This is a genomic window from Bradyrhizobium sp. 147 (assembly GCF_023073935.1).
In the GTDB taxonomy this organism is placed as follows: Bacteria; Pseudomonadota; Alphaproteobacteria; order Rhizobiales; family Xanthobacteraceae; genus Bradyrhizobium.
In genome coordinates, this window is sequence record NZ_JADPKL010000028.1 from 47,737 (window position 1) to 71,213 (window position 23,477).

The 23,477-nt window shown below is 64.4% G+C and carries 21 protein-coding genes; 7 read left to right on the top strand and 14 right to left on the bottom strand.

What is annotated here, in order from left to right; all coding sequences use genetic code 11:
- Nucleotides 1-2: 2 nt before the first annotated feature.
- Both IVA87_RS08210 and gloB read right to left on the bottom strand, forming a co-directional pair.
- Nucleotides 3-425 carry a cupin domain-containing protein gene (locus IVA87_RS08210; protein ID WP_247297785.1) on the bottom strand — a complete coding sequence of 141 codons (423 nt, stop codon included), beginning with the start codon at nt 423-425 and terminating at the stop codon, nt 3-5.
- A gap of 23 nt (nt 426-448) precedes the next feature.
- Nucleotides 449-1,216, bottom strand: a complete 768-nt coding sequence (gene gloB / locus IVA87_RS08215; protein ID WP_247297787.1) for a hydroxyacylglutathione hydrolase — start codon at nt 1,214-1,216, stop codon at nt 449-451.
- A 108-nt stretch (nt 1,217-1,324) separates the two neighbouring features.
- Between gloB and IVA87_RS08220 the strand changes: the two genes are divergently transcribed.
- Nucleotides 1,325-2,071, top strand: coding sequence for a methyltransferase domain-containing protein (locus IVA87_RS08220; RefSeq protein ID WP_247297789.1), 747 nt, complete (start codon nt 1,325-1,327; stop codon nt 2,069-2,071).
- Between the two features lie 54 nt (nt 2,072-2,125).
- Here IVA87_RS08220 and IVA87_RS08225 read toward each other — a convergent pair whose 3' ends face one another.
- The 5 genes from IVA87_RS08225 to IVA87_RS08245 all read right to left on the bottom strand — a co-directional run bounded on the left by IVA87_RS08225 (nt 2,126) and on the right by IVA87_RS08245 (nt 9,187).
- A complete protein-coding gene (locus tag IVA87_RS08225; protein WP_247276266.1) occupies nt 2,126-2,887 on the bottom strand; it encodes a DUF4167 domain-containing protein in 762 nt (253 codons plus the stop codon).
- Between the two features lie 460 nt (nt 2,888-3,347).
- Nucleotides 3,348-4,229 carry a peptide chain release factor N(5)-glutamine methyltransferase gene (gene prmC / locus IVA87_RS08230; protein WP_247297791.1) on the bottom strand — a complete coding sequence of 294 codons (882 nt, stop codon included), beginning with the start codon at nt 4,227-4,229 and terminating at the stop codon, nt 3,348-3,350.
- Nucleotides 4,230-4,232: 3 nt separating this feature from the next.
- Nucleotides 4,233-5,318 (bottom strand): peptide chain release factor 1, encoded by a 1,086-nt coding sequence (prfA, locus tag IVA87_RS08235; RefSeq protein WP_247297793.1) that lies wholly within the window; start codon nt 5,316-5,318, stop codon nt 4,233-4,235.
- A 58-nt stretch (nt 5,319-5,376) separates the two neighbouring features.
- Entirely contained in the window at nt 5,377-7,644 is a 2,268-nt protein-coding gene (ptsP, locus tag IVA87_RS08240; RefSeq protein ID WP_247297795.1) for a phosphoenolpyruvate--protein phosphotransferase, read from the bottom strand.
- A gap of 286 nt (nt 7,645-7,930) precedes the next feature.
- On the bottom strand, nt 7,931-9,187 hold the full coding sequence (locus IVA87_RS08245; protein WP_247297796.1) for an aspartate kinase: 1,257 nt from the start codon (nt 9,185-9,187) through the stop codon (nt 7,931-7,933).
- A gap of 152 nt (nt 9,188-9,339) precedes the next feature.
- Here IVA87_RS08245 and IVA87_RS08250 point away from each other — a divergent pair, with 152 nt between their 5' ends.
- The 3 genes from IVA87_RS08250 to IVA87_RS08260 all read left to right on the top strand — a co-directional run bounded on the left by IVA87_RS08250 (nt 9,340) and on the right by IVA87_RS08260 (nt 11,756).
- Complete coding sequence (locus IVA87_RS08250) at nt 9,340-9,807, top strand: PH domain-containing protein (RefSeq protein WP_247333308.1); 468 nt, start codon at nt 9,340-9,342, stop codon at nt 9,805-9,807.
- A 14-nt stretch (nt 9,808-9,821) separates the two neighbouring features.
- Nucleotides 9,822-10,589, top strand: a complete 768-nt coding sequence (gene ubiG / locus IVA87_RS08255) for a bifunctional 2-polyprenyl-6-hydroxyphenol methylase/3-demethylubiquinol 3-O-methyltransferase UbiG (RefSeq protein ID WP_247297800.1) — start codon at nt 9,822-9,824, stop codon at nt 10,587-10,589.
- 267 nt (nt 10,590-10,856) lie between these two features.
- Nucleotides 10,857-11,756 (top strand): EamA family transporter, encoded by a 900-nt coding sequence (locus tag IVA87_RS08260; protein WP_247297802.1) that lies wholly within the window; start codon nt 10,857-10,859, stop codon nt 11,754-11,756.
- On the opposite strand, the gene IVA87_RS08265 is transcribed toward IVA87_RS08260, so the two are convergent.
- The 4 genes from IVA87_RS08265 to IVA87_RS08280 are packed head-to-tail and all read right to left on the bottom strand — an operon-like array spanning nt 11,753 to nt 14,233.
- Complete coding sequence (locus IVA87_RS08265) at nt 11,753-12,241, bottom strand: DUF1178 family protein (RefSeq protein ID WP_247276274.1); 489 nt, start codon at nt 12,239-12,241, stop codon at nt 11,753-11,755. The genes IVA87_RS08260 and IVA87_RS08265 overlap by 4 nt on opposite strands.
- Nucleotides 12,238-13,116, bottom strand: a complete 879-nt coding sequence (locus tag IVA87_RS08270) for a carbon-nitrogen hydrolase family protein (protein WP_247297805.1) — start codon at nt 13,114-13,116, stop codon at nt 12,238-12,240. The genes IVA87_RS08265 and IVA87_RS08270 overlap by 4 nt, the downstream gene beginning before the upstream one ends.
- Nucleotides 13,113-13,388 (bottom strand): glutaredoxin 3, encoded by a 276-nt coding sequence (gene grxC, locus IVA87_RS08275; protein WP_247276437.1) that lies wholly within the window; start codon nt 13,386-13,388, stop codon nt 13,113-13,115. The genes IVA87_RS08270 and grxC overlap by 4 nt, the downstream gene beginning before the upstream one ends.
- Nucleotides 13,389-13,423: 35 nt before the next feature.
- Nucleotides 13,424-14,233 carry a ComF family protein gene (locus IVA87_RS08280; protein WP_247297807.1) on the bottom strand — a complete coding sequence of 270 codons (810 nt, stop codon included), beginning with the start codon at nt 14,231-14,233 and terminating at the stop codon, nt 13,424-13,426.
- A gap of 190 nt (nt 14,234-14,423) precedes the next feature.
- On the opposite strand from IVA87_RS08280, the gene IVA87_RS08285 reads away from it, so the two are divergent.
- The gene (locus IVA87_RS08285; RefSeq protein WP_247297808.1) at nt 14,424-15,293 is read left to right on the top strand and encodes a methyltransferase domain-containing protein; all 870 of its coding nucleotides are present in this window, start codon (nt 14,424-14,426) and stop codon (nt 15,291-15,293) included.
- A 121-nt stretch (nt 15,294-15,414) separates the two neighbouring features.
- On the opposite strand, the gene mutT is transcribed toward IVA87_RS08285, so the two are convergent.
- Nucleotides 15,415-15,825, bottom strand: a complete 411-nt coding sequence (gene mutT, locus IVA87_RS08290; RefSeq protein ID WP_247333309.1) for an 8-oxo-dGTP diphosphatase MutT — start codon at nt 15,823-15,825, stop codon at nt 15,415-15,417.
- Nucleotides 15,826-15,960: 135 nt separating this feature from the next.
- Between mutT and IVA87_RS08295 the strand changes: the two genes are divergently transcribed.
- Nucleotides 15,961-17,286, top strand: a complete 1,326-nt coding sequence (locus tag IVA87_RS08295) for a TadE/TadG family type IV pilus assembly protein (protein ID WP_247333310.1) — start codon at nt 15,961-15,963, stop codon at nt 17,284-17,286.
- Nucleotides 17,287-17,457: 171 nt separating this feature from the next.
- Here the strand turns inward: IVA87_RS08295 and argJ are convergent, their stop codons facing one another.
- On the bottom strand, nt 17,458-18,699 hold the full coding sequence (gene argJ / locus IVA87_RS08300; protein WP_247297812.1) for a bifunctional glutamate N-acetyltransferase/amino-acid acetyltransferase ArgJ: 1,242 nt from the start codon (nt 18,697-18,699) through the stop codon (nt 17,458-17,460).
- A 101-nt stretch (nt 18,700-18,800) separates the two neighbouring features.
- Entirely contained in the window at nt 18,801-19,712 is a 912-nt protein-coding gene (locus tag IVA87_RS08305) for a peptidylprolyl isomerase (protein ID WP_247297814.1), read from the bottom strand.
- Nucleotides 19,713-20,065: 353 nt separating this feature from the next.
- Between IVA87_RS08305 and secA the strand changes: the two genes are divergently transcribed.
- Nucleotides 20,066-22,906, top strand: coding sequence for a preprotein translocase subunit SecA (gene secA / locus IVA87_RS08310; RefSeq protein ID WP_247333311.1), 2,841 nt, complete (start codon nt 20,066-20,068; stop codon nt 22,904-22,906).
- The last annotated feature ends 571 nt before the right edge of the window (nt 22,907-23,477 follow it).

The following is a 23,477-nucleotide window of genomic DNA, read 5'->3' on the forward strand; positions in this document are numbered from 1 at the left end:
GCCTACGGCTCCCAGCCCGGCGGCGCGAGCTCGAATTTCGCGAACTCGAATGCGGGCGCGACGGTGCAGCCGACCAGCGTCCATTCGCCGGTCGTTTCCGCCATCTGCCAGGCATTCGCCGGCACGATGGCCTGCGGCCGCTCGCCGCTCACGAGATCCGTGCCGAGCTGCACCTCGTGCTGCGAGCAGCCCTCGTGCGCGATGCGCAGCATCAAGGGACTGCCGGCGTAATAGTGCCAAACTTCGACTGCATCGATGCGATGCCAGTGCGAGCGCTCGCCGCGCGCGAGCAGGAAATAGATCAAGGTCGAACGCGAGCGCCCGTTGCTATCCGTGGTCTGGTCGCGAAACGTCTCGCGGTAGTGCCCGCCTTCGGGATGGGGGCGAAGTTCGAGGCGGGCGATGATCTCGGCTGCAGTCGGCATCGATCCCCGTCAGGACTTGTGCTTCAGGATTTGTTCTTGCGCTCGCGTAGCTCGCCGAACACCGCGGCGGCATCCGCGCCCTTCATGTGCAGCCTGGCTGCGACCGATGGCTCATCGGCGCGCAGGAACACGTTGGCCCGCTTCTCGTCGCCGAGCAGGGCGGGAATGGTCGGCTTGTTCTCGGCCCGCAGCCTCGCAACTTCCGCTGCGCGCGCCTGGAGCGCCGCGTTGTCCGGCTCGATGGTGAGCGCGAACTTGACGTTGGACGCCGTGTATTCGTGGCCGCAATAGAGCTTGAAGTCGTCGGGCAGGGCCCGCAGCTTCAACAGCGAGTCCCACATCATCGGATAGGTGCCCTCGAACACGCGGCCGCAGCCGATCGAGAACAGCGTATCGGCGGCGAACACGGTCTTTTCATTGTCGAACACGTAAGAGATGTGGTCGAGCGTGTGGCCCGGCGTCTCCACGACCCGCGCCAGCAGGTTGCCGATCTTGACCACGTCCGCATTGGCGACACGCAAATCGACGTCGGCAATTCTCGTCGTCTTGTCGTGCGGCGCGACGACGCGGCAACTGAATTTCCGCTTGAGTTCGGCGACCCCGCCGACATGATCGCCATGATGATGGGTGATCAGGATGTCGGTGAGTTGCCAGCCCTCGCGCTCCAGCGCCTTGAGGATGGGACCTGCCTCCGGCGCGTCGATCGACGCCGTCGCCTTGGTTTCCTCATCGTGGATCAGATAACCGAAATTGTCGCTTAAACAGGTGAAAGTACGAATTTCGGCGGCCATGACATCTCCATCGCGCTCAGCCCCGCCAGACAAATATGGCGTTAACGTTGCGCAGGCAATGCAATATTCCGCGCGCGGCGGCGGCCTTGCGCATGTTACATTGCCGCCATGACCATCGACGTCGTCGACCTCCGCGAGTTCTATTCCCGCCGCCTCGGGATCGTGGCGCGACAAATGATCAACCGTGGCATCAGGCAGCGCTGGCCGGGCGCGGCGGGTCAACGCGTACTCGGCATCGGCTATCCCACGCCCTATCTCGGACTGTTCCGCGAGGACGCGGAGCGCTGCCTCGCGTTCATGCCGGCGGCCCAGGGGGTCCTGAAATGGCCGACGGGGCGGCCGGCGCTGGCCTCGCTGGTCGATGAATTCTCGCTGCCGCTTCCTGACGCCGCGGTCGACCGCATTCTCCTGGTCCACGCGCTCGAGATGTCGGACGACCCGGCTGCGCTGCTGCGCGAAGTCTGGCGCGTGCTGGCGCCGTCCGGCCGCGTCATTGCGGTGATCCCGAATCGGCGTGGGGTGTGGACGCGCACCGACAGCACGCCGTTCGGCCACGGCCGGCCCTATTCGCGCTCACAGATCACCGAGCTGCTGCGCCAGACCTGGTTCACGCCGACCGCCTGGGGCGAGGCGCTGTTCATGCCGCCTTATGCCGGCGGCTGGGTCTTGAAATCGGCGCAGATGTGGGAGCGCGCCGGCGCGGCGCTGTCACTGCCCTTTGCCGGCGTGCACATCGTCGAAGCCACCAAGCAGGTCTACCGCGCGATTCCCGCCAAGCGCGAGCGGACACGGCTGATTCCCTCGTTGGCGAAGCCCGTCTTGGTGCCGTCCTCGACGACGGTAACCCGGAGCTGAAAGCAAATCGTCCCGGCGGAGCCGGGACGATTCAGTTTACGAAAACCAACCAGCTCATTCGCCGGGCGCGAGATCGTCGTTGGATGCCGCCGGCGCGGCTTCGCGCTCGGGGCGGGGGCCATGCGGCCGACGCCGCCGCCGCGGATAACGCTCGCTGCCGCCACCGCCCTCGAAACCGCCCTGGCCGCCATTCGCGCCGACATTCACTTGCGGCTGCGCGCCGGTGATGAAGGAGGGCAGGCGATCGACGTTGCCGGCATCGGCAATGACGGGCTGCGGCTGGTTCGGCGGTTGCGGCGGCTGGTATTGCGGTTGCGGACGATGGTCGCGTTCGCGGTGCTCGCGCGGCTGCTGCTGGTCGCGGTGATATGGCTGCTGGTTCTCGCGCTGCTGATCACGCTGGCCGTCGCGGTCGCGCATGAAAGGCTGCTGCGGCGGCTGCGGCACGAAGCCCGGCTCCTGGCCGAAAGCCGAGAAATTCTCGCCATCGTCCTCGCCGTCGTCGTTACTGGCGGTCGGCTCGTCACCGCGCGGCTGCTGCTGGTTCTGGCGGAACTGCTCCTGGGCGGCGGCGATCAGGCGGAAATAATGCTCGGCATGCTGGTAGTAGTTCTCGGCTGCAACCGGGTCGCCGGAGGAGCGCGCATCGCGCGCGAGCTGAAGATACTTTTCAGCAATGTGCGAAGCCGTGCCGCGGATCTTGATGTCGGGCCCGTTGGACTCGTAGACCCGGGTCATCGGGTTCTGGCCGCGCCGGTTGTTGTTGTTATTGTTGTTGCGGTTGCGCATCCGCTGCTTGTTCTGACCGTTTCTCATGTCCTGCCTTTAATTCCAGCCCTAAAGGTTGCACGCGTTACTGATTGCTAGGAGTGGCCTGGTGACAGCGGTTCACGACTCTCGCACGCACCGCGCGCAAGAGGGTCCTGAACCCTGCCGATGTTCGTCGACCGTCGCGTTCAACAAAGACGCGTTCCCCACCCGCCAGCATTCATTGCCAGCGAACCCATTCATATCGCCTGCCGAAACAAGCCCAGCTTTCTTGCGTAAGTCTTCAAGCGCAAATTCAGGCTTTCGTTCACGTTGCGGTCGGAGTGCAGCGCAGCTCCACTGGCCATCGCGCTCAACAGGACCTGCGGCTTGGAACCTATATCAGTAAGCTCTCGCCCGAGAGCCCGGCTTTCGCCCGTAGGTCTACGGGGCCGGCACCGATGTGTTGACCGGAACGTAGTCGTTCCCACGGGATATTCCAAGAGGTTTTTACAGGCCATTCCGGCTTTTATGGGGGCATTTTTCGGGCCGAAACGGCCCGCGGAATACCCGCCAGATCGGCCTTGGGTGGCCTGTCCACCACTAACGCCGCAGCCAGCATCAAGGTTTCAATATTTCCGGCCTGGCCCTGTCCGGCCTCCACGATCAGCGCGCCGCGGGGGGCGAGACGTTCGCTCGCCTGCGGGATCAGGGCGCGATAGGCGTCGTATCCGTCATTGCCGCCGTCGAGCGCCAGATGCGGATCGTGTTCGCGCACCTCGATGCTCAATTTAGGGATTTCGGCGGATGGAATATAGGGCGGATTCGACACGATGAGATCGAAGGGACCCGAGAGCGCGGCGGCATAGGAGCAGGCAATGAAGGCGGCGCGGTCGGCAAGGCCGAGCGCTGTGGCATTGTCCCTGGCGGTTGTGAGCGCGGTCAGGCTGAGATCGGTGGCGACGCCGAAAGCGTCAGGGATCTCATGCAGCAGCGCCAGCAGGATCGCGCCGGATCCGGTGCCGATGTCGGCGATGCGAGGTGGATAAGCTGCCTTCTGCTCGCGAAGGATTTCGAGTGCAAGCTCGACCACGGTCTCGGTATCGGGACGCGGGACCAGGGTTGCTTCGGACAGACGAAATGGCAGTCCCCAGAATTCGCGTGTCCCGAGGATGCGCGCCACCGGCTCGCCGGCGATGCGACGCTGTGCGTGCTGCGCGAGCCGCGACGCCTCGGCATCCGTGAGCGAGCGGGTGGCCTGCGCGATCAGGCCGGTGAGGTCGAGGCCGAGCACCGCACCGAGCAGGATGCGGGCATCGAGATCGGCTTCGTCGCGCTGCGCCGACCTCAATTGTGTGGCCAGCGTGCGCCGTGCACTCTCGATCGATTGTCCGGTGAAGGGATTGCTCACGCGTCAGGCCGCCGCGCCTTGCGCGGCGAGCTGCGCGGCCTGGTGCTCGGTGGTCAGAGCGTCGATCAGCTCGCCGAGTGCTTCCCCCGCGATCACCTGTGGCAGCTTGTAGAGCGTCAGATTGATGCGATGGTCGGTCACGCGCCCCTGTGGAAAGTTATAGGTGCGGATGCGCTCGCTGCGGTCACCGGAGCCGACCTTCTCCTTGCGCTCGGCCGACCGCGCGGCGTCGACGCGCTGGCGCTCGGCGTCGTAGATGCGCGAGCGCAGGATGTTCATGGCGGAGGCGCGGTTCTTGTGCTGGGAGCGGCTGTCCTGCATCATCACCACGATGCCGGTCGGGATGTGGGTGATGCGGATCGCCGATTCGGTCTTGTTGACGTGCTGGCCGCCGGCGCCCTGCGCACGCATGGTCTCGATGCGCAGATCGTCGTTCTTGATGTCGACGTCGACATCCTCGACCTCCGGTAGCACCGCGACCGTCGCCGCCGAGGTGTGAATACGCCCTTGCGTCTCGGTATCGGGCACGCGCTGCACGCGGTGCACGCCGGATTCGAATTTCAGCTTGGAGAACGCGCCGCGGCCCTGCACCTCCGCGATGATCTCCTTGTAGCCGCCAACGGTGCCTTCGCTGGCCGAGATCACCTCGACCTTCCAGCCCTGCAGGCTGGCGAAGCGCTCGTACATCCGGAACAGATCGCCGGCGAACAGCGAAGCCTCGTCGCCGCCGGTGCCGGCGCGGATTTCCAGCACGACGTTGCGGTCGTCCATGGCGTCTTTGGGCAGTAGCGCGACGCGGATCTTCTGGACCAGGTCCTCGATCCTGGCCGTCAGCTCGTCGCGTTCGGCTTCCGCCATGCTGCGCATCTCGGCGTCTGTCGCGGGATCGGCGATCAGGGCCTCGGTGTCGGCGAGCTCCTTGACTGCGGAACGATAGGTCTTCACCGCCTCGATCAGCGGCGTGATCTCGGCGAGCTCGCGGGTGATCTGCACATAACGGTCGGAGGCGAGCTGGCCGAGCGATTCGGCCTCGAGCGAGGCGTGATGCGCGAGCAGGACGTCGAGTTTGGCTTCGGGGAGTGGCGACATCGGTTCAGTCTCAAATGGGCGGGCGGAGGCGAGGTGAGCGGAAGCGGCGCCAGGCCCGCTACAACGCCAGGCCTTCGGCCTCGGCAAATTCCGTCAGCTTCTGCCGGATCGAGACGCTGCCCGCGGGCGCGTCCAGCAACGGGCCGAGCATGGCTTCGGCCTTCCTGGCGTCGAGGTCGAGCACCATGGCCTTGACCGGGCCGAGGGCGGTCGCCGACAGCGAGAGCGAGCGATAACCCAGTGCGATCAGCGCCAGCGCGCCGACCGGCTTCGAGGCCATTTCGCCGCAGAGCGAAAGCGACTTCTTGGCCGCATGGGACTTGCGTGCGATGTCGCGCAGCGCGCGCAAGATCGGCGCCGACATGGTGTCGAAGCGCTCGGACACTTTTGGGTTGCCACGATCGACAGCGAACAGAAACTGGAACAGATCGTTCGAGCCGACCGAGATGAAGTCGACCTTCCTCAGGAGCTCGTCGAGCTGGTAGAGCAGGGCGGGCACCTCGACCATGGTGCCGATGTCGATCCGCTCCGGCAGCGTGTGGCCGTGCTGGCGTAAATATGTGAGTTCGCGCTCGACCAGCGCCTTGGCCGCATCGAATTCGGCGACTTCCGAGATCATCGGGAACATGATGCGCAGTGCGCGGCCGCCGCCGGCGCGCAACAGCGCGCGGATTTGGCCGCGCAACAGGCCGGGCCGATCGAGCCCGAGCCGGATCGCGCGCCAGCCGAGCGCGGGATTCTCCTCGACCACCGCTTCCATGTAGGGCAGCGCCTTGTCGCCGCCGATGTCGAGGGTGCGGAAGGTGACGGGCTTGCTGCCGGCCGCATCCAGCACGGTGCGATAGAGCGCGAGCTGGTCACTGGTGCGCGGCAGGCTCTGGCCGACCATGAATTGCAATTCGGTGCGGAACAGGCCGATGCCGGCGCTGCCGGTGTCCTCGATATGGGGCAGGTCGATGGCGAGACCTGCGTTGATCATGAGCTCGACCTTCTGGCCATCCTTGGTCACGCAAGGCCGGTCGCGCAGTGCGAGGTACTGCGCCTGGCGGCGGGCGCGGAAGCGCACGCGCTCGGCGAAGGCGGCCTCGATTTCCTGCGAGGGGCGCACATAGATCGAGCCCGACGTGCCGTCGACGATGATGGCGTCGCCGGGATCGGCGATACCCGGCGCGTTCGGGACTTCACCGACCGCAGGAATTCCGAGCGCGCGCGCCACGATCGAGACGTGGGAATTGGCGGTGCCTTCCTCCAGCACGATGCCGCGCAGGCGCTTGCGGTCGTAGTCGAGCAGCGCCGCCGGGCCCATCGCACGCGCGATGACGATGGCGTTGTCGGGCAATTGCTCGCGGGAGGGCGCGTGGTCCTGGCCGACCAGCTGCCGCATCAGCCGGTAGCCGAGATCTTCCAGGTCGTGCAGGCGGTCGCGCAAATATGGATCGGTCGAGCGCAGCATGCGCGCGCGGGTGTCGGACTGGACGCGCTCGACGGCGGCCTCCGCGGTGAGGCCGGTGGCGACCGCCTCATGCAGCTTGTGCGACCAGCCCTGGTCGTTGGCGAACATGCGATAGGCTTCCAGCACCTCGCGGTGCTCGCCGCCCTCCGCGACGTCGCCGCGCTCAAGCATGCGGTCGAGATCGGCGCGCAGCTTGGCGAGCGCGGTGTCGAGCCGCTTGATTTCTTTCGGCAGGTCCTCGGCGATGTAGTCCTTGATGACCACGCGCGGCTCGTGCAGCACGACATGGCCGAGCGCGATGCCTTCCGACAGGATGGCGCCGACCTTCTGCGCGGAATGGCGCGCGGCAGGCTCTTGGCCCGGCTGGGCCAGCGCGGATAGTTCGCCGGAGGCAATCAGCTCCGCCAGCACCATGGCGGTGGTCTGGAGCGCCTCGAGCTCCTCCTCGACATAGTTGCGCTTGGCGCGGTTCTGCACCACCAGCACGCCGAGCGTGTTGCCGGCCCGCAGGATCGGGACGCCGAGGAAGGAGTGGTAGATTTCTTCGCCGGTCTCGGGGCGGAACGAAAAGGCCGGGTGGCTCTGCGCATCGCTTAGATTGAGCGGCGTCGCTTCGCTGGCGACGAGGCCGACCAGGCCCTCATGGGCGCTGAGCACCGTGTGATGCACCGCCTCGCGATTGAGACCTTCGGTGGCGTAGAGCTCGAGCGTGTTGTCGACGCGCAGCACATAGACCGAGCAGACCTCGGCCACCATATTGGCGGCGATCAGCACCACGATCTTGTCCAGCCGCTCCTGGGCCGAAACCTGCTCCGCCATGGTTTCGCGGAGCCGTCTCAATAAGACGCGGGGACCTCCCGACGCGCTCCGCATGAACCGTCAATCTCCTCCGTCTGCCGAGCCCGAAAGGGTCGTCGGCGGCTGGCCCAGAAATCCAGAAAAGCAACAAAGCCTGCTCGTCCGGCGCCGGCCCAAGCTCAATCTAGTGAGCCTTGACGCTTTTGCCGAATCGACACCGCTTCAACTGGGGCACAGTTTTCGGCAGCCAACCCTGTTCGCCGTATAGCGAATTGGGGCTTCTTTTGCCAAGCAAAACGCCTGCCAAACGCGAATGTGTGGACGCCTTCGCGTTTGCTGCGACCGCTAAGAGAAAATTCGTCTAAGTCTGATCGAGGCCGTAGAGCGTGTGCAGGGTGCGCACTGCAAGCTCGGTATAGGCCGCATCGATCAAAACCGAGAATTTGATCTCGGAGGTTGTAATGGCCCGGATATTGATATTCCGTCTGGCGAGGGCCGAGAACGCCTGGGCAGCAACGCCGGCATGGCTGCGCATACCGCTGCCGATCACCGAGATCTTGGCGACGTCGGTGGCGGTGTCGAGCCGGGCATAGCCGATCTTGGCCTTGGCGGCGGTAATTGTGTCCTTGGCGCGGGTGTAGTCGGCGGCCGGCACCGTGAAGGTGAGGTCGGTGGTCTTGCCGTCTTCAGAAACGTTCTGAACGATCATGTCGACGTTGATGTTGGCGTCCGCCAGCGGGCCGAAGATCGAGGCCGCGACGCCCGGCTTGTCCTCGATCTGGCGCACCGAGATCTGGGCCTCGTCCTTGGAGAAGGCGATACCGGTGACGACGTGGCTTTCCATGATCTCCTCCTCGCCGCAGATCAGCGTGCCGGGCGGCTGGTTGGCATGCGGGTCGATGTCCTCGGGCTTGTCGAAGCTTGAGCGGACGAAAATCGGCATGTTGTGGACCATGCCGAGTTCCACCGAGCGGACCTGGAGCACTTTGGCGCCCTGGGAGGCCAGTTCCAGCATGTCTTCGAATGCGATCTTGTCGAGCCTCTTGGCCTTCGGCACGATTCGTGGATCGGTCGTGTAGACGCCGTCGACATCGGTGTAGATATCGCAACGGTCCGCCTTGACGGCGGCGGCGACCGCCACGGCCGAGGTGTCGGAGCCGCCACGGCCGAGCGTGGTGATGCGACCAGTCTCGGGGTTGATGCCCTGGAAGCCGGCGATCACGGCGACCTCCTTGCGCTCCCTAAAGCGCTTGATGATCTCGCTGCCGTCGATGTCCTCGATTCGGGCCGAGGCATGGGCGTCGCTGGTCTTGATCGGTATCTGCCAGCCCTGCCAGGAGCGGGCCTGGATGCCCATGCCCTGCAGCACGATGGCAAGCAGGCCGGACGTCACCTGTTCGCCGGAGGCCACGACGGCGTCGTACTCGCGCGCATCGTGCATGGGCGAGGCCTCGGTGCACCAGGCCACCAGCTCGTTGGTCTTGCCGGACATCGCCGAGACGACAACGGCTACTTCATGGCCGGCGTCGACCTCGCGCTTCACATGGCGCGCGACGTTGCGGATACGTTCGATGTTGGCGACGGATGTGCCGCCGAATTTCATCACGAGGCGGCTCATGACGGCGCGTGCATTCCCTCATAAGGATCAGTATGGTGACCGCACCGGACGGGTGCCTCGCGGATACCGACCGCGCGTATACAGAGCGGCGGGGCCGGGGGCAAGCGGGTTCCTGCGGGGGCAGGTGCGGGGCTATTGGGTTAACACAGATCATGGCGCGTTATATCGACGAGATCCTGCAACCGGGCGAGCGGGTGCTGTATTCGACCAATGCGCATTGGATCTTCTATTTTCCGGCCATCGTGGCCTGGATCGTGGCGCTGGCGCTGCTGATCCTGTCGCGGCAGGTCACGGTTGACGGGCTCGTCTTGCTTTGCCTGGGAGGCGCGGGTCTCGTGGCCCTGGCGGCCTTGTACTGGACCATCAAGGGCTGGTTCCATCGCTTCACCACCGAGACCGACGTCACCAATCTCCGGGTCGTGCACAAGACCGGGTTCATCAAGCGCCGTACCTTCGAGATGGCGCTGGACAAGGTCGAGAGCGTCGACGTCGACCAGACCATTCTTGGACGGATTCTCAACTATGGCGACGTGACGATTCGCGGCGTCGGCGAGGGAATCGAGACGATCAAGACCATCGCCTCGCCGCTCGCCTTCCGTAGTTCGATCACCACGCGGTAGGACCGCGCGTAATCATGAGCATGCAGCAAAATACTTCCGCAACTACCGCGCCGGGTTCGACCGTCGACGCCGCCGAGATCGCGAAATTCTCAAAACTCTCGGCGGAGTGGTGGGACCCCAAGGGCAAGATGGCGCCGCTGCACCGGATCAACCCGCTGCGGCTCGGCTACATCCGCGATGCCGCTTGCCGCAAGTTCGAGCGCAATGTGCGCAGTCTCAATTGCCTCGGCGGCCTGCGCGTGCTCGACATCGGCTGCGGCGCTGGCCTGCTCTGCGAGCCGCTGTCGCGCCTGGGGGCGCAGGTCATCGGCATCGACCCTTCGGCGAGCAACATCGCCGCCGCGAAGCTGCATGCCGACAAAAGCCATCTCGCGATCGACTACCGCTGCACCACGGTGGAAGAGATTGATCCGCGCGAGCGCTTCGACATCGTGCTGGCGATGGAGGTGGTCGAGCACGTCACCGACGTCGGCGTTTTCCTGAAGCGCTGCGCATCGATGCTGAAGCCGAACGGCCTGATGGTGGTCTCGACGCTGAACCGGAACTGGAAGAGTTTTGCGCTCGCGATCGTCGGCGCCGAATACGTCCTGCGCTGGCTGCCCCGCGGTACCCACGAGTGGAGCAAGTTCGTCACCCCCGACGAACTCGCAAAATACCTGCTCGACAACCGCCTCGTCATCACCGAGCAGACCGGCGTGGTCTACAGCCCCTTTGCCGACAAATGGACCCTCTCCTCCGACATGGACGTGAACTACATGGTCGTGGCGGAAGGGATGGTGTAAGGCCGCTGCATCCCAACCATTTGGTGTCGTCCTGGCGTGGGCCGCCAAGGAGCCATTATCCCAGGGAGAAGTTGTGGCGCGAGGTGGCAACTCCGAGTCTTCGGAAAGCCACTCCCTGGGTCATGGGTCTCGGATCTGCGCTACGCTTGTCGAGGATGACCGTGAGGGTATGGCGAGAGCATCGCTCCTATGACGCAGGCATGATTGACCTGTTGTCGCGCCGCCGGCAGTTTGCACGAGCCGTCATATAGCCCGCCAACCCATCCCATGTTCACCATCGCCAGCCTCTGGATTCCCTTCACCGTCATTGCCGCGCTCGGGCAGGTCGCACGCAATGCGATGCAGCGGTCGCTGACGAAGCCGCTGGGGACCTGGGGCGCGACCAACATCCGCTTCCTGTTCGGCTTCCCATTCTCGCTGCTGTTTCTCGCGGTGGTGCTCGTCGTCTCCGGCGATCATCTCAGCATGCCGCCGGTCGCGTTCTGGCCGTGGCTCCTGCTCGGCGCACTCAGCCAGATCGTCGCCACCGGGTTGATGCTGCTCGCCATGAATGACCGCTCCTTCGTGGTGACGACGGCCTACCTCAAGACCGAAGCAATCCAGACCGCGATCTTCGGCTTCGTCTTCCTCGGCGATCACCTGACTTGGCTGAAGGTGCTCGCGATCGTGATCGCGACCGCCGGGGTCGTCATCACCGCGCTCCGGCCAGGCGGCGAGAAGAGTTTTGCCGAATTGAAGCCGACCATCACCGGCCTCGTCGCCGCGGCAGCCTTCGCACTCTCCGCGGTCGGCTTTCGCGGCGCGATCATCACGGTGCCGAACGTGTCGTTCGTGACGGCGTCGTCCTTCACGCTAGTGCTCGGCCTGTTCGTGCAGACGCTGGTGCTGACGACCTATCTGCTCTGGCGCGCGCCGAACGTATTGCGGGGCATCCTGGGACTATGGCGGCCGTCGATGCTTGCAGGCTTCACGGGCGCCTTCGCATCACAATTCTGGTTCCTTGCGTTCGCGCTGACCGCGGCCGCCAATGTCCGCACGCTCGCTTTGATCGAGGTGCTGTTCGCGCAAGGCGTGGCGTATTACTCGTTCAAGCAGCCGATCGCGCCGCGCGAGCTTGCAGGCATAGCGTTGATCGTGATCGGGGTCGCTGTTCTGGTAGGGACTTAATTCCGGTCTTCCGGCAGCACCGGTAACGGCGACACCTCGATGCCTTCGTCGATCAGCGACTTGGCTTCGTCGGGCGAGGCCTCGCCATAGATCGGACGGTGCTCCTTGTCGCCATAGTGCATGGCGCGGGCTTCGTTGGCAAAGCGCTCGCCGACATTGTCGGCGTTCTTGACGATGTGGTCGCGCAATTCCTTCAGCTTGGCGCGCAGCTCGCGCTCCTGCGCCATCAGCAGCGAGGTCGGTCCTGACGGCGCTGCCTCGGGTGCAGGCGTAGTGGACGCCGTGGGCTCCGGCGGCGGCGTAGCGCGCCCGCGGCCCTTCTTGCCGACGATGCGCGGGGCCATGATCGCCTTGTCGACCCTGGCCGAGCCGCAGATTGGACAGGTGACGAGCTTGCGCTTCACCTGGGAATCATAGGCCGACGAGCTCTGAAACCAGCTTTCGAAGGCATGGTTCCGGTCGCAGTGCAGTGCGTAGCGGATCATACCGATCCCCGCACGAGATGCAGATAGTCCGGCCCGGCCTTGGCATCGGAGACGCCGAAGCGGCGGCCGTGCTGCAGCGAGGGGATCGCCCGGCGCGCCGTCTCGACCTTGGCCGGGTCGATCTTGGCCATGATGACGCCGGGCTCGACGCCACCCTCGGCGAGGATCTCGCCCCAGGGGTCGATGATAAGGGAGTGGCCGTAGGTCTCGCGCTTGTTCTCGTGTAGGCCGGCTTGCGCCGCGGCGAAGATGAAGCAGCCGGTCTCGATCGCGCGCGAACGCAGCAGCACGTGCCAGTGCGCTTCCCCGGTCTTGCGGGTGAAGGCCGAGGGCACAGTGATGAAGGATGCGCCGCTCTCGGCCAGCGCGCGGTAGAGCGCAGGGAAACGGACATCGTAGCAGATCGTCAGACCGACACGGCCCCAGGGGAGGTCGGAAATTACCGCCGTCTCGCCCGGCTGGTAATTGGCGGATTCGCGATAGCTCTCGCCGTCCGGCAGCTCGATGTCGAACATGTGGATCTTGTCGTAACTCGCGAGCACGTTGCCCTCGGGCCCGATCAGAAAGGAGCGGTTGACCGCTTTCTCCGGCGAGAAACGCAGCGCCAGCGAGCCGACATGGATGTGGATCCCGAGTTCCGCTGCGAGCGCCCGATACGCCTTCAGAGAGGTGTCGTCCTCTTCGCTCTGAAGATGCTCGAACAATGCCTTACGGTTCAGCTGCATCATGTTGCTGACTTCGGGCGTCTGCACGTAGTCGGCGCCGTTTGCCGCAGCCTGCCGGATCAGCTTGGTAGCCTGCGCGAGGCTCGGTTCGGGCAAGAGCCCGGTGCGCATCTGCACCATTGCGGCGGTGAAGGTCCGATCCTCGCTCATGAGACGGCCTTGACGCTGTCGAGCATGCGGTCGAGCTTGCCTTCACGGTCGAGCGCGTAGAGCTCGTCGCAACCGCCGACATGGGTTCCACCGATCCATATCTGCGGGAACGTCGAGCCCTCGCCGGCGCGGTCGTACATGTCCTGGCGCCAGGACGGGTTCTTGGCGACATCGAATTCCGTGAAGATCGCCTTTTTGCGGGTCAACAGCGACCTTGCCGCGGAACAATAGCCGCAGCCCGGCCGGGTGTAGATCTCGACAGCAGCAGTCATGGCGTCCAGCGCTTTCATGTCATGAATTCATTGAATTATATGGGACGAGGGCCGCTTTCGACAACCCGGGCAAAGACCAGCACGTCGACCTGGGCGGCCTTGGCGCGCAGCAGGGCCCGCGCGCAGGCATCCAGCGTGGCACCCGATGTCAGGACATCATCGACCAGGACGATGCGACGGCCCTGAATCTCGGCTTGGCGGTCGGGGGATACCTGGAACGCGCCCTGCACATTGGTGGCGCGCTGGGCCCGCGATAGCCCGATCTGCTGCTCGGTGGCGCGCACCCGCCGCAACACTTCGCCCCGGACCTCGACGCCGCTCTGCCGCGCGATGATGCGCGCCAGCGCGCCGGACTGGTTGTAGCGGCGCCGCCAGGCCCGCCGCCAATGCAGGGGGACGGGAATCAGCATGTCGGTGCCAGAGAGCAGCTCTGCGCCCGCGCGCGTCATCCAGCGGCCCATGGCGGGCGCCAAATCAGTGCGGTCCTGGTATTTCAGCGCATGGACCAGCGTGCGCGCAACATCGTCATAGCGCACCGCCGCGCGTGCCCGCGTGTAAGCCGGCGGGTTCGCGATGGCCTCCATCGACAGCATGTTGGGACCGGGGTCATACACAAAGGGAATGCCGAGCCGCGGGCAATAGGGCCGTTCAATGAACGACAGTCGCGCCCAGCAGGAAGCGCAAACGCCCTCGCCGTCGACAGGCTCGCGGCAGGACACGCACTGCGTCGGCAGTGCGATGTCGAGGGCGAGCCGTGCCGCGCGCGACAGCACCTGACGGCCAGCCGTCCACGCGGCACGCAATGGTGCGGCGATGGATCGGGAGGGAGCGGTTTCGGCTTCCATCAGGGAAGGCTAGCGTTCCAGGATCATCTGCTCAAGCCACCCTCTCGGCCGCGGACGCAGCGCTCTTGCGGCGCGCTGCCGAGCCGGGGCCCAGAAAAGCCGCATGCGCAGAAGCGTGGGTCCCAGCTCTGCGCAGCGTCACTTCGTGCCGCACCGTGTTCGGGACACGAGACCGATTGCAATAGCCAGCATGATCGGCGTAACCAGCGGCATGGCCCAAATTCCGCAAACCCCGCCCGCTTTGTTCGACCGCGCCTTGCTGCATGCACGGCAGCAACGCGCACTTGCGCAAGGCCCGGTCACCTTCCTGCTCGACCGCGTGGCCGAGGATATGTCCGACCGGTTGGCTGCGGTGACGCGGGAATTTCATGCGGCGGTGGATCTGTGGACGCCCGGCGAGGGTCTCGCGGCGTTGCGGACGTGCCTGCCTTCGATCGAGCGGATTGCGTCGGGTGCGGCCGGCGAGGAAAAGCTGCCCTTCGAGCCGGAGAGCCGCGACCTCATCGTCTCGGCGCTGGCGCTGCAATTCGTCAACGACCTGCCGGGTGTGCTCGCGCAAATTCGTCGCGCCCTGAGGCCGGACGGGTTGCTGCTCGCCGCCATGATCGGCGGCGACAGCTTGACCGAGCTGCGTCAGGCGTTTGCGGCCGCCGAAGCCGAATGCGAAGGCGGCGTGTCGCCGCGCGTCGCGCCGTTCGCGGACTTGCGCGACATCGGCGCGCTGTTGCAGCGCGCTGACTTCGCGCTGCCGGTCACCGACGTCGACCGCGTCGTGGTACGCTATGGCAATGCGTTCGCTTTGATGCAGGATCTTCGCCGCATGGGTGCGGCCAATGTGCTGATCGAGCGTCGCCGCGTGCCGAGCCGTCGCACGACGCTGTTGCGGACGGCGGAGATCTATGCCGAACGCTTCGCCGATGCCGACGGCCGCGTCCGTGCGACGTTCGATATCATCTGGCTCTCCGGCTGGGCCCCGCATGCGAGCCAGCAGCAGCCGCTCAAGCCCGGCTCGGCCAAGGCGAGCCTCGCCGAGGCGGTGAAGAAGGCGAGAGAAATATAGGCTGTCTCTCCCCGTCATGGCCGTGCTTGACCTGGTCATCCACATCATTCAGCTCGGCACGAAGATCGTGGATGCCGGAGACAGCCAGCCGTGAGGCTGAGAGCGTGATGGCTCCCTGAGGTCACATCAGCAAATCGATCAACTGCGGGATCAACGGGATGTCGGCGGGCGGCATCGGGTAATCGCGCAGTTTGTTGGCGCGGACCCAGGCCAGAGCCTGGCCTTCGCGCGCCGTAACCTGCCCCTCCCAGCGCCGGCAGATGTAGAGCGGCATCAACAGGTGAAAGGTCTCGTAGCCGTAGCTCGCAAAGGTGAGCGGGGCTAGGCACGGCTCGGCGACCGTGATGCCGAGCTCCTCGTGGAGCTCGCGGATCAGGCTCTGCTCGGGCCGCTCGCCGGGCTCGAGCTTGCCGCCCGGGAATTCCCAAAGGCCGGCCAGCGCCTTACCCTCGGGGCGTTGCGCGATCAGGACGCGCTTGTCGGCGTCGACCAGGGCGCAGGCCACCACCAATGTGAGTTTGAGATCGGCCATGCCCATCGTTTGCTGAAGGATCGCTCGCAACGGTTCGTTAACCCGGCTTGGGGCCGCGTTCTACGGCCTTCATAAGTCATATTTAATCGACGGTTCCTAGAGTGGCAACGCTGAAACCATTCCGGGTCTCGCTCCATGCGCGCTGCCATTGGCATCATCATCCGCCGATTCGTCCACGACCGGCGCGGCAATATCGCGCTGATCTTCGCACTCTGCTGCGTGCCGCTGATCACCGTGGTCGGCTGTGCGGTCGACTACTCTCGTGCGACGCAGATCCGCTCCAAGCTTCAGGGCGCGGCCGATGCGGCCAGCGTCGGCTCGGTGGCCAAGTCCTCGCCGGCCTTTGCCGCCGCGGGCACGATGACCTCGGACGGCCCGATTTCCGTCGGCGTTACCGATGCCCAGAACATTTTTGATGCCAACCGCGCCAACCTGACCGGCTACACGCTCAAGAACATCACGCCGACGGTGGTCAAGAGCGGCTCGACCGTCAAGTCCACGGTCTCATTCAGCGCCGAGCTGAACACCATGTTTCTCGGCGTAATCGGCAAGACCGCGCTGACCGTGAGCGGCACGTCGACCGCGACGGCCAGCATGCCGCTCTATATCGACTTCTACCTGCTACTCGACAACTCGCCTTCGATGGGCGTCGGCGCGACGCCCGGCGACGTGCAGACGATGGTCAACAACACGTCGGACAAGTGCGCGTTCGCCTGCCATGATCTCAAGGACAAGAACAATTATTACGACCTTGCCAGGAAGCTCGGCGTGACCACCCGGATCGACGTGCTTCGGAGTGCCACGCAGTCGCTAATGGACACGGCGAGCGCAACCGAAACCTATTCAAACCAGTTCAGAATGGCGATCTATGATTTCGGCGGCTCCGCAAGCACGCTCGGTCTGCGCAATCTGTTCTCGCTGTCGGCGTCGCTCTCCAGCGCCAAGTCGGCGGCCGGCAAGATCGACTTGATGTCGGTGAACGGCCAGAACGAGAACGGCGATCAGGACACGGCATTCACCGCGATATTTCCTGCGATTGACAAGGAGATCAGTTCACCCGGCCCCGGCACGTCATCCAGCCCGCTCAAATATCTGTTCTTCGTATCTGATGGGGTTGCTGACGAGAGCAACACCGCATGCCTGAAGCCGCTCTCAGGCAGCACACGATGCCAGTCGCCGCTCAACCCATTGCTGTGCAAGGCCATGAGGGATCGCGGGGTCAAGGTTGCGGTCTTGTACACGACGTATCTCGCGCTGCCCACCAACAGCTGGTACATGAAATGGATCAATCCGTTTAATGCTGGGCCCTATGGTCCGTCGCCGAACAGCGAGATCGCGCAGAACATGCAGAGCTGCGCCTCGCCGGGCCTGTATTTCGAGGTCAGCCCGACGCAGGGCATCTCCGAAGCGATGAATGCGCTGTTCAAGAAGGCGGTCGCCGACGCGCGGATCTCCGGGTGAGATGAAGCAGAGCTCCATCGCCGTCATCCTGAGACGGTCGCTTCTTCAGCGGCCCTCGCGGCAGAACGGCGGCCCAGTTCTCCCCGTGCGGCGGTAGCGCGGCCGTTCGTCCTTGGAGGGAAGGCGTGCATCGCTGCGCGCTGCGCGCTTCGCACCTCAATGATGGAGCCTTCAGGACCTGTAGTCGCCGTTGATCGCGACATATTCCTTGGTGAGGTCGCAGGTCATGACGCGGTCGCGGCCCTTGCCAAGGCCGAGCGAGACTTTGATCGCGATCTCCGGTGCCTTCATCGCTTCCGAGACCTGCGCTTCGTCATAGGACGGATCGCGCGCGCCGCTCTTGGCGACGCGAATGCCGTTGAAGGAGATCGAGAGCTTGTCGCGATCGGCCGGCTCGCCGGCCTTGCCGACCGCCATCACCACGCGGCCCCAATTGGCGTCCTCGCCGGCGATCGCGGTCTTGACCAGGGGTGAGTTGGCAATCGACATCGCGATCTTGCGCGCCGAGGCCTTGGTCTTGGCGCCCTCGACGGTGATCTCGACCAGCTTGCGTGCGCCTTCGCCGTCGCGGGCCACCTGCTCGGACAGATTGGCGAGCACCTGGTTGAATGCCTTGACGAAGGCCTTCAGCCTGGGATCGCCGGCCCGGCTGATCTTCGGCGCACCATGTTTCGCCGCGGTGCCGGTCGCGAAGGCGAGCAGCGTGTCCGAGGTCGAGGTGTCGCCGTCGATCGTCACTGCATTGAAGGTGTCCTCGACGCCCCTCTTGAGCATGGCTTGCAGCGCGGCGGGCGCGATCGGCGCGTCCGTGAAGATGAAGGACAGCATGGTCGCCATGTCGGGAGCGATCATGCCGGCGCCCTTAGCCATGCCGTTGATGGTGACCTTGGCCTTGCCGAGCTTGACGGTCGCGGTCGCGACCTTCGGGAAGGTGTCGGTGGTCATGATCGCCTTGGCCGCGGCGAGATAATCGCCGGGCTCCGCGGTCTCGGCGAGGCGGCCGAGCACGCCGTCGAACTTGGTCGCGTCCAGCGGCTCGCCGATCACGCCGGTCGAGGCGAGAAAAATCTCGCTCTCGCTGCATCCAACGGCCTTGGCCGCGATCTTCGCGGTCAGCGCGGTGGAGGCGCGGCCGGTCTTGCCGGTGAAGGCATTGGCGTTGCCGGAGTTGACGACCAGAGCGCGAGCCTTACCGCCCTTCAATTTGGCGCGGCACCATTCGACCGGCGCGGAGGGGCATTTCGACCTGGTGAAGACTCCGGCCACGGCCGTGCCCTGATCCATCACCGCCAGCAGCACGTCGGTGCGGTTCTTGTAACGGATGCCGGCCTCGGCGGTCGCAAGACGGACGCCCGCGATCACGGGCATGTCGGGAACGGTTTTTGGGGCGAGCGGGGAGACGGTTGAAGACATCGCGGGGGCGCCTTGGTGGATCTGACATGCAGATGGCCGGGCGATGCCCGGCCATTGCGATGCTTAGATACTCTTGGCGTCAGCGAAGTGACAGCAAATTCTTACTTCTTCGCCGGCGGCGCCATCTTGCTGTCAGACGGCTTGGCGTCCGACTTGGCGGCGTCCGCTGCCGGCTGGTCCAGCCGCTCGACCTTGGCCTCGGCACGCAGCTTGGCGACGTAGTCGGCCTGGGCCTTGCGGGTGACGTAGTTCTCGATCTGGGTCTTCACCTGCTCGAAGTCCGGCGCCTTGCGGTTGCGCTTTTCCTCGACCTTGATGATGTGCCAGCCGAACTGCGACTTCACGGGGTCGGAGATCTTGCCCGGCTCGAGCGTGAAGGCGACGGCCGAGAATTCCGGCACCATCTGCTCCTTGGTGAAGAAGCCGAGGTCGCCGCCGTCGGCAGAGCCCGGGTCCTTGGATTTCTTCTTGGCAAGCTCGGCGAAATCAGCGCCCTTGTCGAGCTCGGCCTTCACTGCCTTGGCCTCGTCCTCGGTCTCGACCAGGATATGGCGGGCGCGCACCTCCTGCTCGCCGGTGATCTGCTTGGAGGCCTCGTCATAGACCTTCTTCATGGCGTCGGGGGTGGTGGCGGCCTTGCCCTCGCCGGCAAGCAGGCTGTCCATCAGGAGGCGGTTGCGGGCGAATGCCAGGCGCTTCTTGAACTCCTCGCTGTCGGCGACCTTCTTGTCTTCGGCAGCCTTGCTGACGATCTTCATGTCGATCAGGAAGGACAGGACGTTCTCGTCCTTGGTCGCCGGGTCCATCTGGGCCAGGCTGGGTCCGAGTTCTTCCTCGGCCATGGCGACGTCGCTCTTCTTGATTTCCGCGCCATTGACCTTCGCCAGCACCGGATCGTCGGCGGCGCGGAGCGGCCCAGCGCACGCCAGGGACAGCGCCAAAGCGAGGCAGCCGGCCAGGGCGGACGCATGGCGGAAACGCTGGCCGGTGGTTACCGGGAACGAGGTGGTCATGGAAAATCCTTATGTTGAAGCAGGGGGCTGCTCGAGCGGGGCGGACACTCGCCCAATTCAGGGGGGCTTGGCAACGCGAAAAGTCTGTCAAAATGATGAATTAGCCGCAATGCGGCCGCCGTTGACAAGGCTAGAGGCCGGCCATATCTCTGGCCGGTCGCGTCCATGGCGATAGCGTTTATTTTGCTGCGTTTTTGGCCGTTGAACCCAGACTTGCTCAATTCCCACCCATATGGCGGACCACCCCCGCAGTCCGGGCTGAAGGCGCCATCGGCGTCACGGTGAGTTGATAGGCAGGCGGGTGACAACTTCTTGGCTGCAACGCGGTTAAATCGCGAACACAGGAACTAGGCATGATCGGCGCGCTCGCCCGCAAGTTTTTCGGCTCCGCCAACGACCGGCGGGTGAAGGGATATCAGTCCCGCGTCAACGCGATCAACGCGCTGGAGCCCGAAGTCTCGAAACTCTCTGACGAAGCGCTCAAGGCCCGCACCGCCGAGTTCAAGAAGCAACTCGCCGAGGGCAAGACGCTCGACGACCTTCTGGTGCCTGCCTTCGCCACAGTGCGCGAGGCGGCCAAGCGCACGCTCGGCCAGCGCCATTTCGACGTCCAGCTGATCGGCGGCATGGTGCTGCACGAGGGCGACATCGCCGAGATGAAGACCGGCGAAGGCAAGACGCTGGTGGCGACGCTCGCGGTCTACCTCAACGCGCTCGCCGGTAAGGGCGTCCACGTCGTCACCGTCAACGATTATCTCGCCCGCCGCGACTCCGGCTGGATGGGTCAGATCTATGGCTTCCTTGGCATGACCACCGGTGTGATCGTGCACGGCCTCGACGATGCCGAACGCAAGGCGGCCTATGCCTGCGACATTACGTATGGCACCAACAACGAATATGGCTTCGACTATCTGCGCGACAACATGAAGTACCGGCTCGAGGACATGGTCCAGCGGCCGCACTTCTTCGCCATCGTCGACGAGGTCGACTCCATCCTGATCGACGAAGCGCGCACGCCGCTGATCATCTCCGGCCCGCTCGACGACCGCTCCGACTTCTACAACACCATCGATTCGTTCCTGCCCAAGCTCGACAAGACCGATTACGACGTCGACGAGAAGCAGCGCACGGTGACGCTCACCGAAGCCGGCATGGAGAAGATCGAGACCTTGCTGCGCGACGCGGGCCAGCTCAAGGGCGAGTCGCTCTACGACGTCGAGAACGTCTCCGTCGTGCACCACATCAACCAGGCGCTGCGCGCCCATACGCTGTTCACGCGCGACAAGGACTACATCGTCCGCGACAACGAGGTCGTCATCATCGACGAGTTCACCGGCCGCATGATGCCGGGCCGCCGCTATTCGGAGGGCCTGCATCAGGCGCTGGAAGCCAAGGAGCACGTCCAGGTTCAGCCTGAGAACCAGACGCTGGCCTCGATCACCTTCCAGAACTATTTCCGCATGTACGAGAAGCTCGCGGGCATGACCGGCACGGCCGCGACCGAAGCGGACGAATTGTTCGACATCTACAAGCTCGAGGTCGTGGAGATCCCGACCAACCTGCCGGTCGCGCGCCTCGACGAGGACGACGAGGTCTACCGCACCCAGCAGGAAAAATACGGCGCGATCCTCGCCGAGATCGAGCGTGCCAATTCGCGGCTCCAGCCGGTGCTCGTCGGCACCGCCTCGATCGAAAAGTCGGAAGTGCTCGCCGAATTCCTCAAGAAGAACGGCTACAAGCAGATCGATTTCGGCAAGGAGAACGCGCTCGACAAGCTCTATGCTGCGGCCCGCGCCGGCAAGCCGGCAAAGCTGTTCGCGGTGCTGAACGCGCGCTTCCACGAACAGGAAGCCTATATCGTCGCCGAAGCGGGCGTGCCCGGTGCGATCACGATCGCGACCAACATGGCCGGCCGCGGCACCGACATCAAGCTCGGCGGCTCGCTCGAGATGCGTATCCAGCAGGAGACCGCAGGCATCGAGGACGAGGCCGAGAAGGCCAAGAAGATCGAGCAGATCAAGGCCGACATCGCGCACTTCCGCGATCTCGTGCTGAAGGCCGAGGAGACCATCGAGATCGAGCCGGCGAAGGGGAGCAAGCCAGCCAAGACCGTGAAGAAGCCGGGCGGCCTTTATATCATCGGCTCGGAGCGGCACGAATCCCGCCGCATCGACAACCAGCTCCGCGGCCGTTCCGGCCGTCAGGGCGACCCCGGCCGCTCGAAATTCTTCCTGTCGCTCGAAGACGATCTGATGCGCATCTTCGGCTCGGACCGTCTCGACAGCATGCTCCAGCGTCTCGGCCTGCAAGAGGGCGAGGCCATCATCCATCCCTGGATCAACAAGGCGTTGGAGAAGGCGCAGCAGAAGGTCGAGGCGCGCAACTTCGACATCCGCAAGAACCTGCTCAAGTTCGACAACGTCCAGAATGACCAGCGCAAGGTGATCTTCGATCAGCGCGTCGAGCTGATGAAGGACGAGAGCGTTGTCGAGACCGTCACCGACATGCGCCACGCTTTCATCGACGATCTCGTCGCCAAGCACGTGCCCGAGCATGCCTATGCCGAGCAGTGGGACGTGGCGGGCCTGAAGGACGAGCTGAAGCGTGTGCTCGATCTCGACCTGCCGGTCGACGAATGGGCCAAGGAAGAGGGAATCGCCGACGAGGAGCTGCTGAACCGCATTGAGACCAAAGCCGACGAGCACATGGCGGCCAAGGTCGCGCAATGGGGGCCCGACGTGATGCGTTACGTCGAGAAGACCATTCTGTTGCAGACGCTCGACCATCTCTGGCGCGAGCACCTGATCATGCTCGACCATCTGCGCCAGGTCATCGGTCTGCGCGGTTACGGCCAGCGCGATCCCTTGCAGGAGTACAAGACTGAGGCCTTCAATCTCTTCCAGGAGATGAGCGCACATTTGCGCGAGGCCGTCACCGCGCAGCTGATGCGCGTCGAGATCGTCCCGCCGGAGGAGGAAGCCCCGCTGCTGCCGCCGATGGAGGCGCACAAGTTCGACCCGAACACCGGCGAGGACGAAATGGCCATCGCCAGCGTCTCGCTCGGAGCGCAGGCCACTGATGCCGCCCTTCGCGATCCCAAGAACCCGGCAAGCTGGGGCAAGATCGGCCGCAACGAGGACTGCCCGTGCGGCTCGGGCAAGAAGTACAAGCACTGCCACGGCAGGTACGCTTAGCCAGTGATTTCAAACGGTTACACGGACGAACCACCTGCTGTAAATTTTCGGCCGTCCAACTCTTGAAAGCATTTCGATCCTGGTGGTGCTTGCCGAACTTCAGGGGCACCGGCAGTCACCATCACTACCGTGGTCACCAAGTCTAACCGCCAACAATCGCCTGCGGCGATACTCGCTACGCTCGTGTGCCGTGGTTGAAGTTTCGGGTGTTAGGCCAACCTACCATCAAGTCAATCACACTTCAGCCGACGACGGCCAAAGCATGATCGTGCAAGCTTGCATATAGCCCCGTCACACGCCAAATGCAGACACACTTTGGTACGGGGTGGCTGAGCGGTCTTCCTTTTACGTCCTGTTCGTCAGCGCTAGCAGGCACAGCCCCATTTGGCCGAAGCTGTGCAGCTCGAGGGTCGCAGTGCAGCGTTGCCCTCATCATGCCACCGATGTTGGGGCGTCGGCAGCTTGTGACCCATCCAATCTCGTTTTTGAGGTGATGCCCTCACTGAACTCCGCTCGCTTAGTGCAAGCTCGACAGGTTTAGCACCCGAGATCTGCTGTAGGGATAGTCGCT

Excerpts from the sequence above, each read along its gene's own strand:
- IVA87_RS08210 (WP_247297785.1), bottom strand. The coding sequence starts at position 425 with ATGCCGACTGCAGCCGAGATCATCGCCCGCCTCGAACTTCGCCCCCAT.
- gloB (WP_247297787.1), bottom strand. The coding sequence starts at position 1,216 with ATGGCCGCCGAAATTCGTACTTTCACCTGTTTAAGCGACAATTTCGGT.
- IVA87_RS08220 (WP_247297789.1), top strand. The coding sequence starts at position 1,325 with ATGACCATCGACGTCGTCGACCTCCGCGAGTTCTATTCCCGCCGCCTC.
- IVA87_RS08225 (WP_247276266.1), bottom strand. The coding sequence starts at position 2,887 with ATGAGAAACGGTCAGAACAAGCAGCGGATGCGCAACCGCAACAACAAT.
- prfA (WP_247297793.1), bottom strand. The coding sequence starts at position 5,318 with ATGTCGCCACTCCCCGAAGCCAAACTCGACGTCCTGCTCGCGCATCAC.
- ptsP (WP_247297795.1), bottom strand. The coding sequence starts at position 7,644 with ATGCGGAGCGCGTCGGGAGGTCCCCGCGTCTTATTGAGACGGCTCCGC.
- IVA87_RS08245 (WP_247297796.1), bottom strand. The coding sequence starts at position 9,187 with ATGAGCCGCCTCGTGATGAAATTCGGCGGCACATCCGTCGCCAACATC.
- IVA87_RS08250 (WP_247333308.1), top strand. The coding sequence starts at position 9,340 with ATGGCGCGTTATATCGACGAGATCCTGCAACCGGGCGAGCGGGTGCTG.
- ubiG (WP_247297800.1), top strand. The coding sequence starts at position 9,822 with ATGAGCATGCAGCAAAATACTTCCGCAACTACCGCGCCGGGTTCGACC.
- IVA87_RS08260 (WP_247297802.1), top strand. The coding sequence starts at position 10,857 with ATGTTCACCATCGCCAGCCTCTGGATTCCCTTCACCGTCATTGCCGCG.
- IVA87_RS08265 (WP_247276274.1), bottom strand. The coding sequence starts at position 12,241 with ATGATCCGCTACGCACTGCACTGCGACCGGAACCATGCCTTCGAAAGC.
- IVA87_RS08270 (WP_247297805.1), bottom strand. The coding sequence starts at position 13,116 with ATGAGCGAGGATCGGACCTTCACCGCCGCAATGGTGCAGATGCGCACC.
- grxC (WP_247276437.1), bottom strand. The coding sequence starts at position 13,388 with ATGACTGCTGCTGTCGAGATCTACACCCGGCCGGGCTGCGGCTATTGT.
- IVA87_RS08280 (WP_247297807.1), bottom strand. The coding sequence starts at position 14,233 with ATGGAAGCCGAAACCGCTCCCTCCCGATCCATCGCCGCACCATTGCGT.
- IVA87_RS08285 (WP_247297808.1), top strand. The coding sequence starts at position 14,424 with ATGATCGGCGTAACCAGCGGCATGGCCCAAATTCCGCAAACCCCGCCC.
- mutT (WP_247333309.1), bottom strand. The coding sequence starts at position 15,825 with ATGGCCGATCTCAAACTCACATTGGTGGTGGCCTGCGCCCTGGTCGAC.
- IVA87_RS08295 (WP_247333310.1), top strand. The coding sequence starts at position 15,961 with ATGCGCGCTGCCATTGGCATCATCATCCGCCGATTCGTCCACGACCGG.
- argJ (WP_247297812.1), bottom strand. The coding sequence starts at position 18,699 with ATGTCTTCAACCGTCTCCCCGCTCGCCCCAAAAACCGTTCCCGACATG.
- IVA87_RS08305 (WP_247297814.1), bottom strand. The coding sequence starts at position 19,712 with ATGACCACCTCGTTCCCGGTAACCACCGGCCAGCGTTTCCGCCATGCG.
- secA (WP_247333311.1), top strand. The coding sequence starts at position 20,066 with ATGATCGGCGCGCTCGCCCGCAAGTTTTTCGGCTCCGCCAACGACCGG.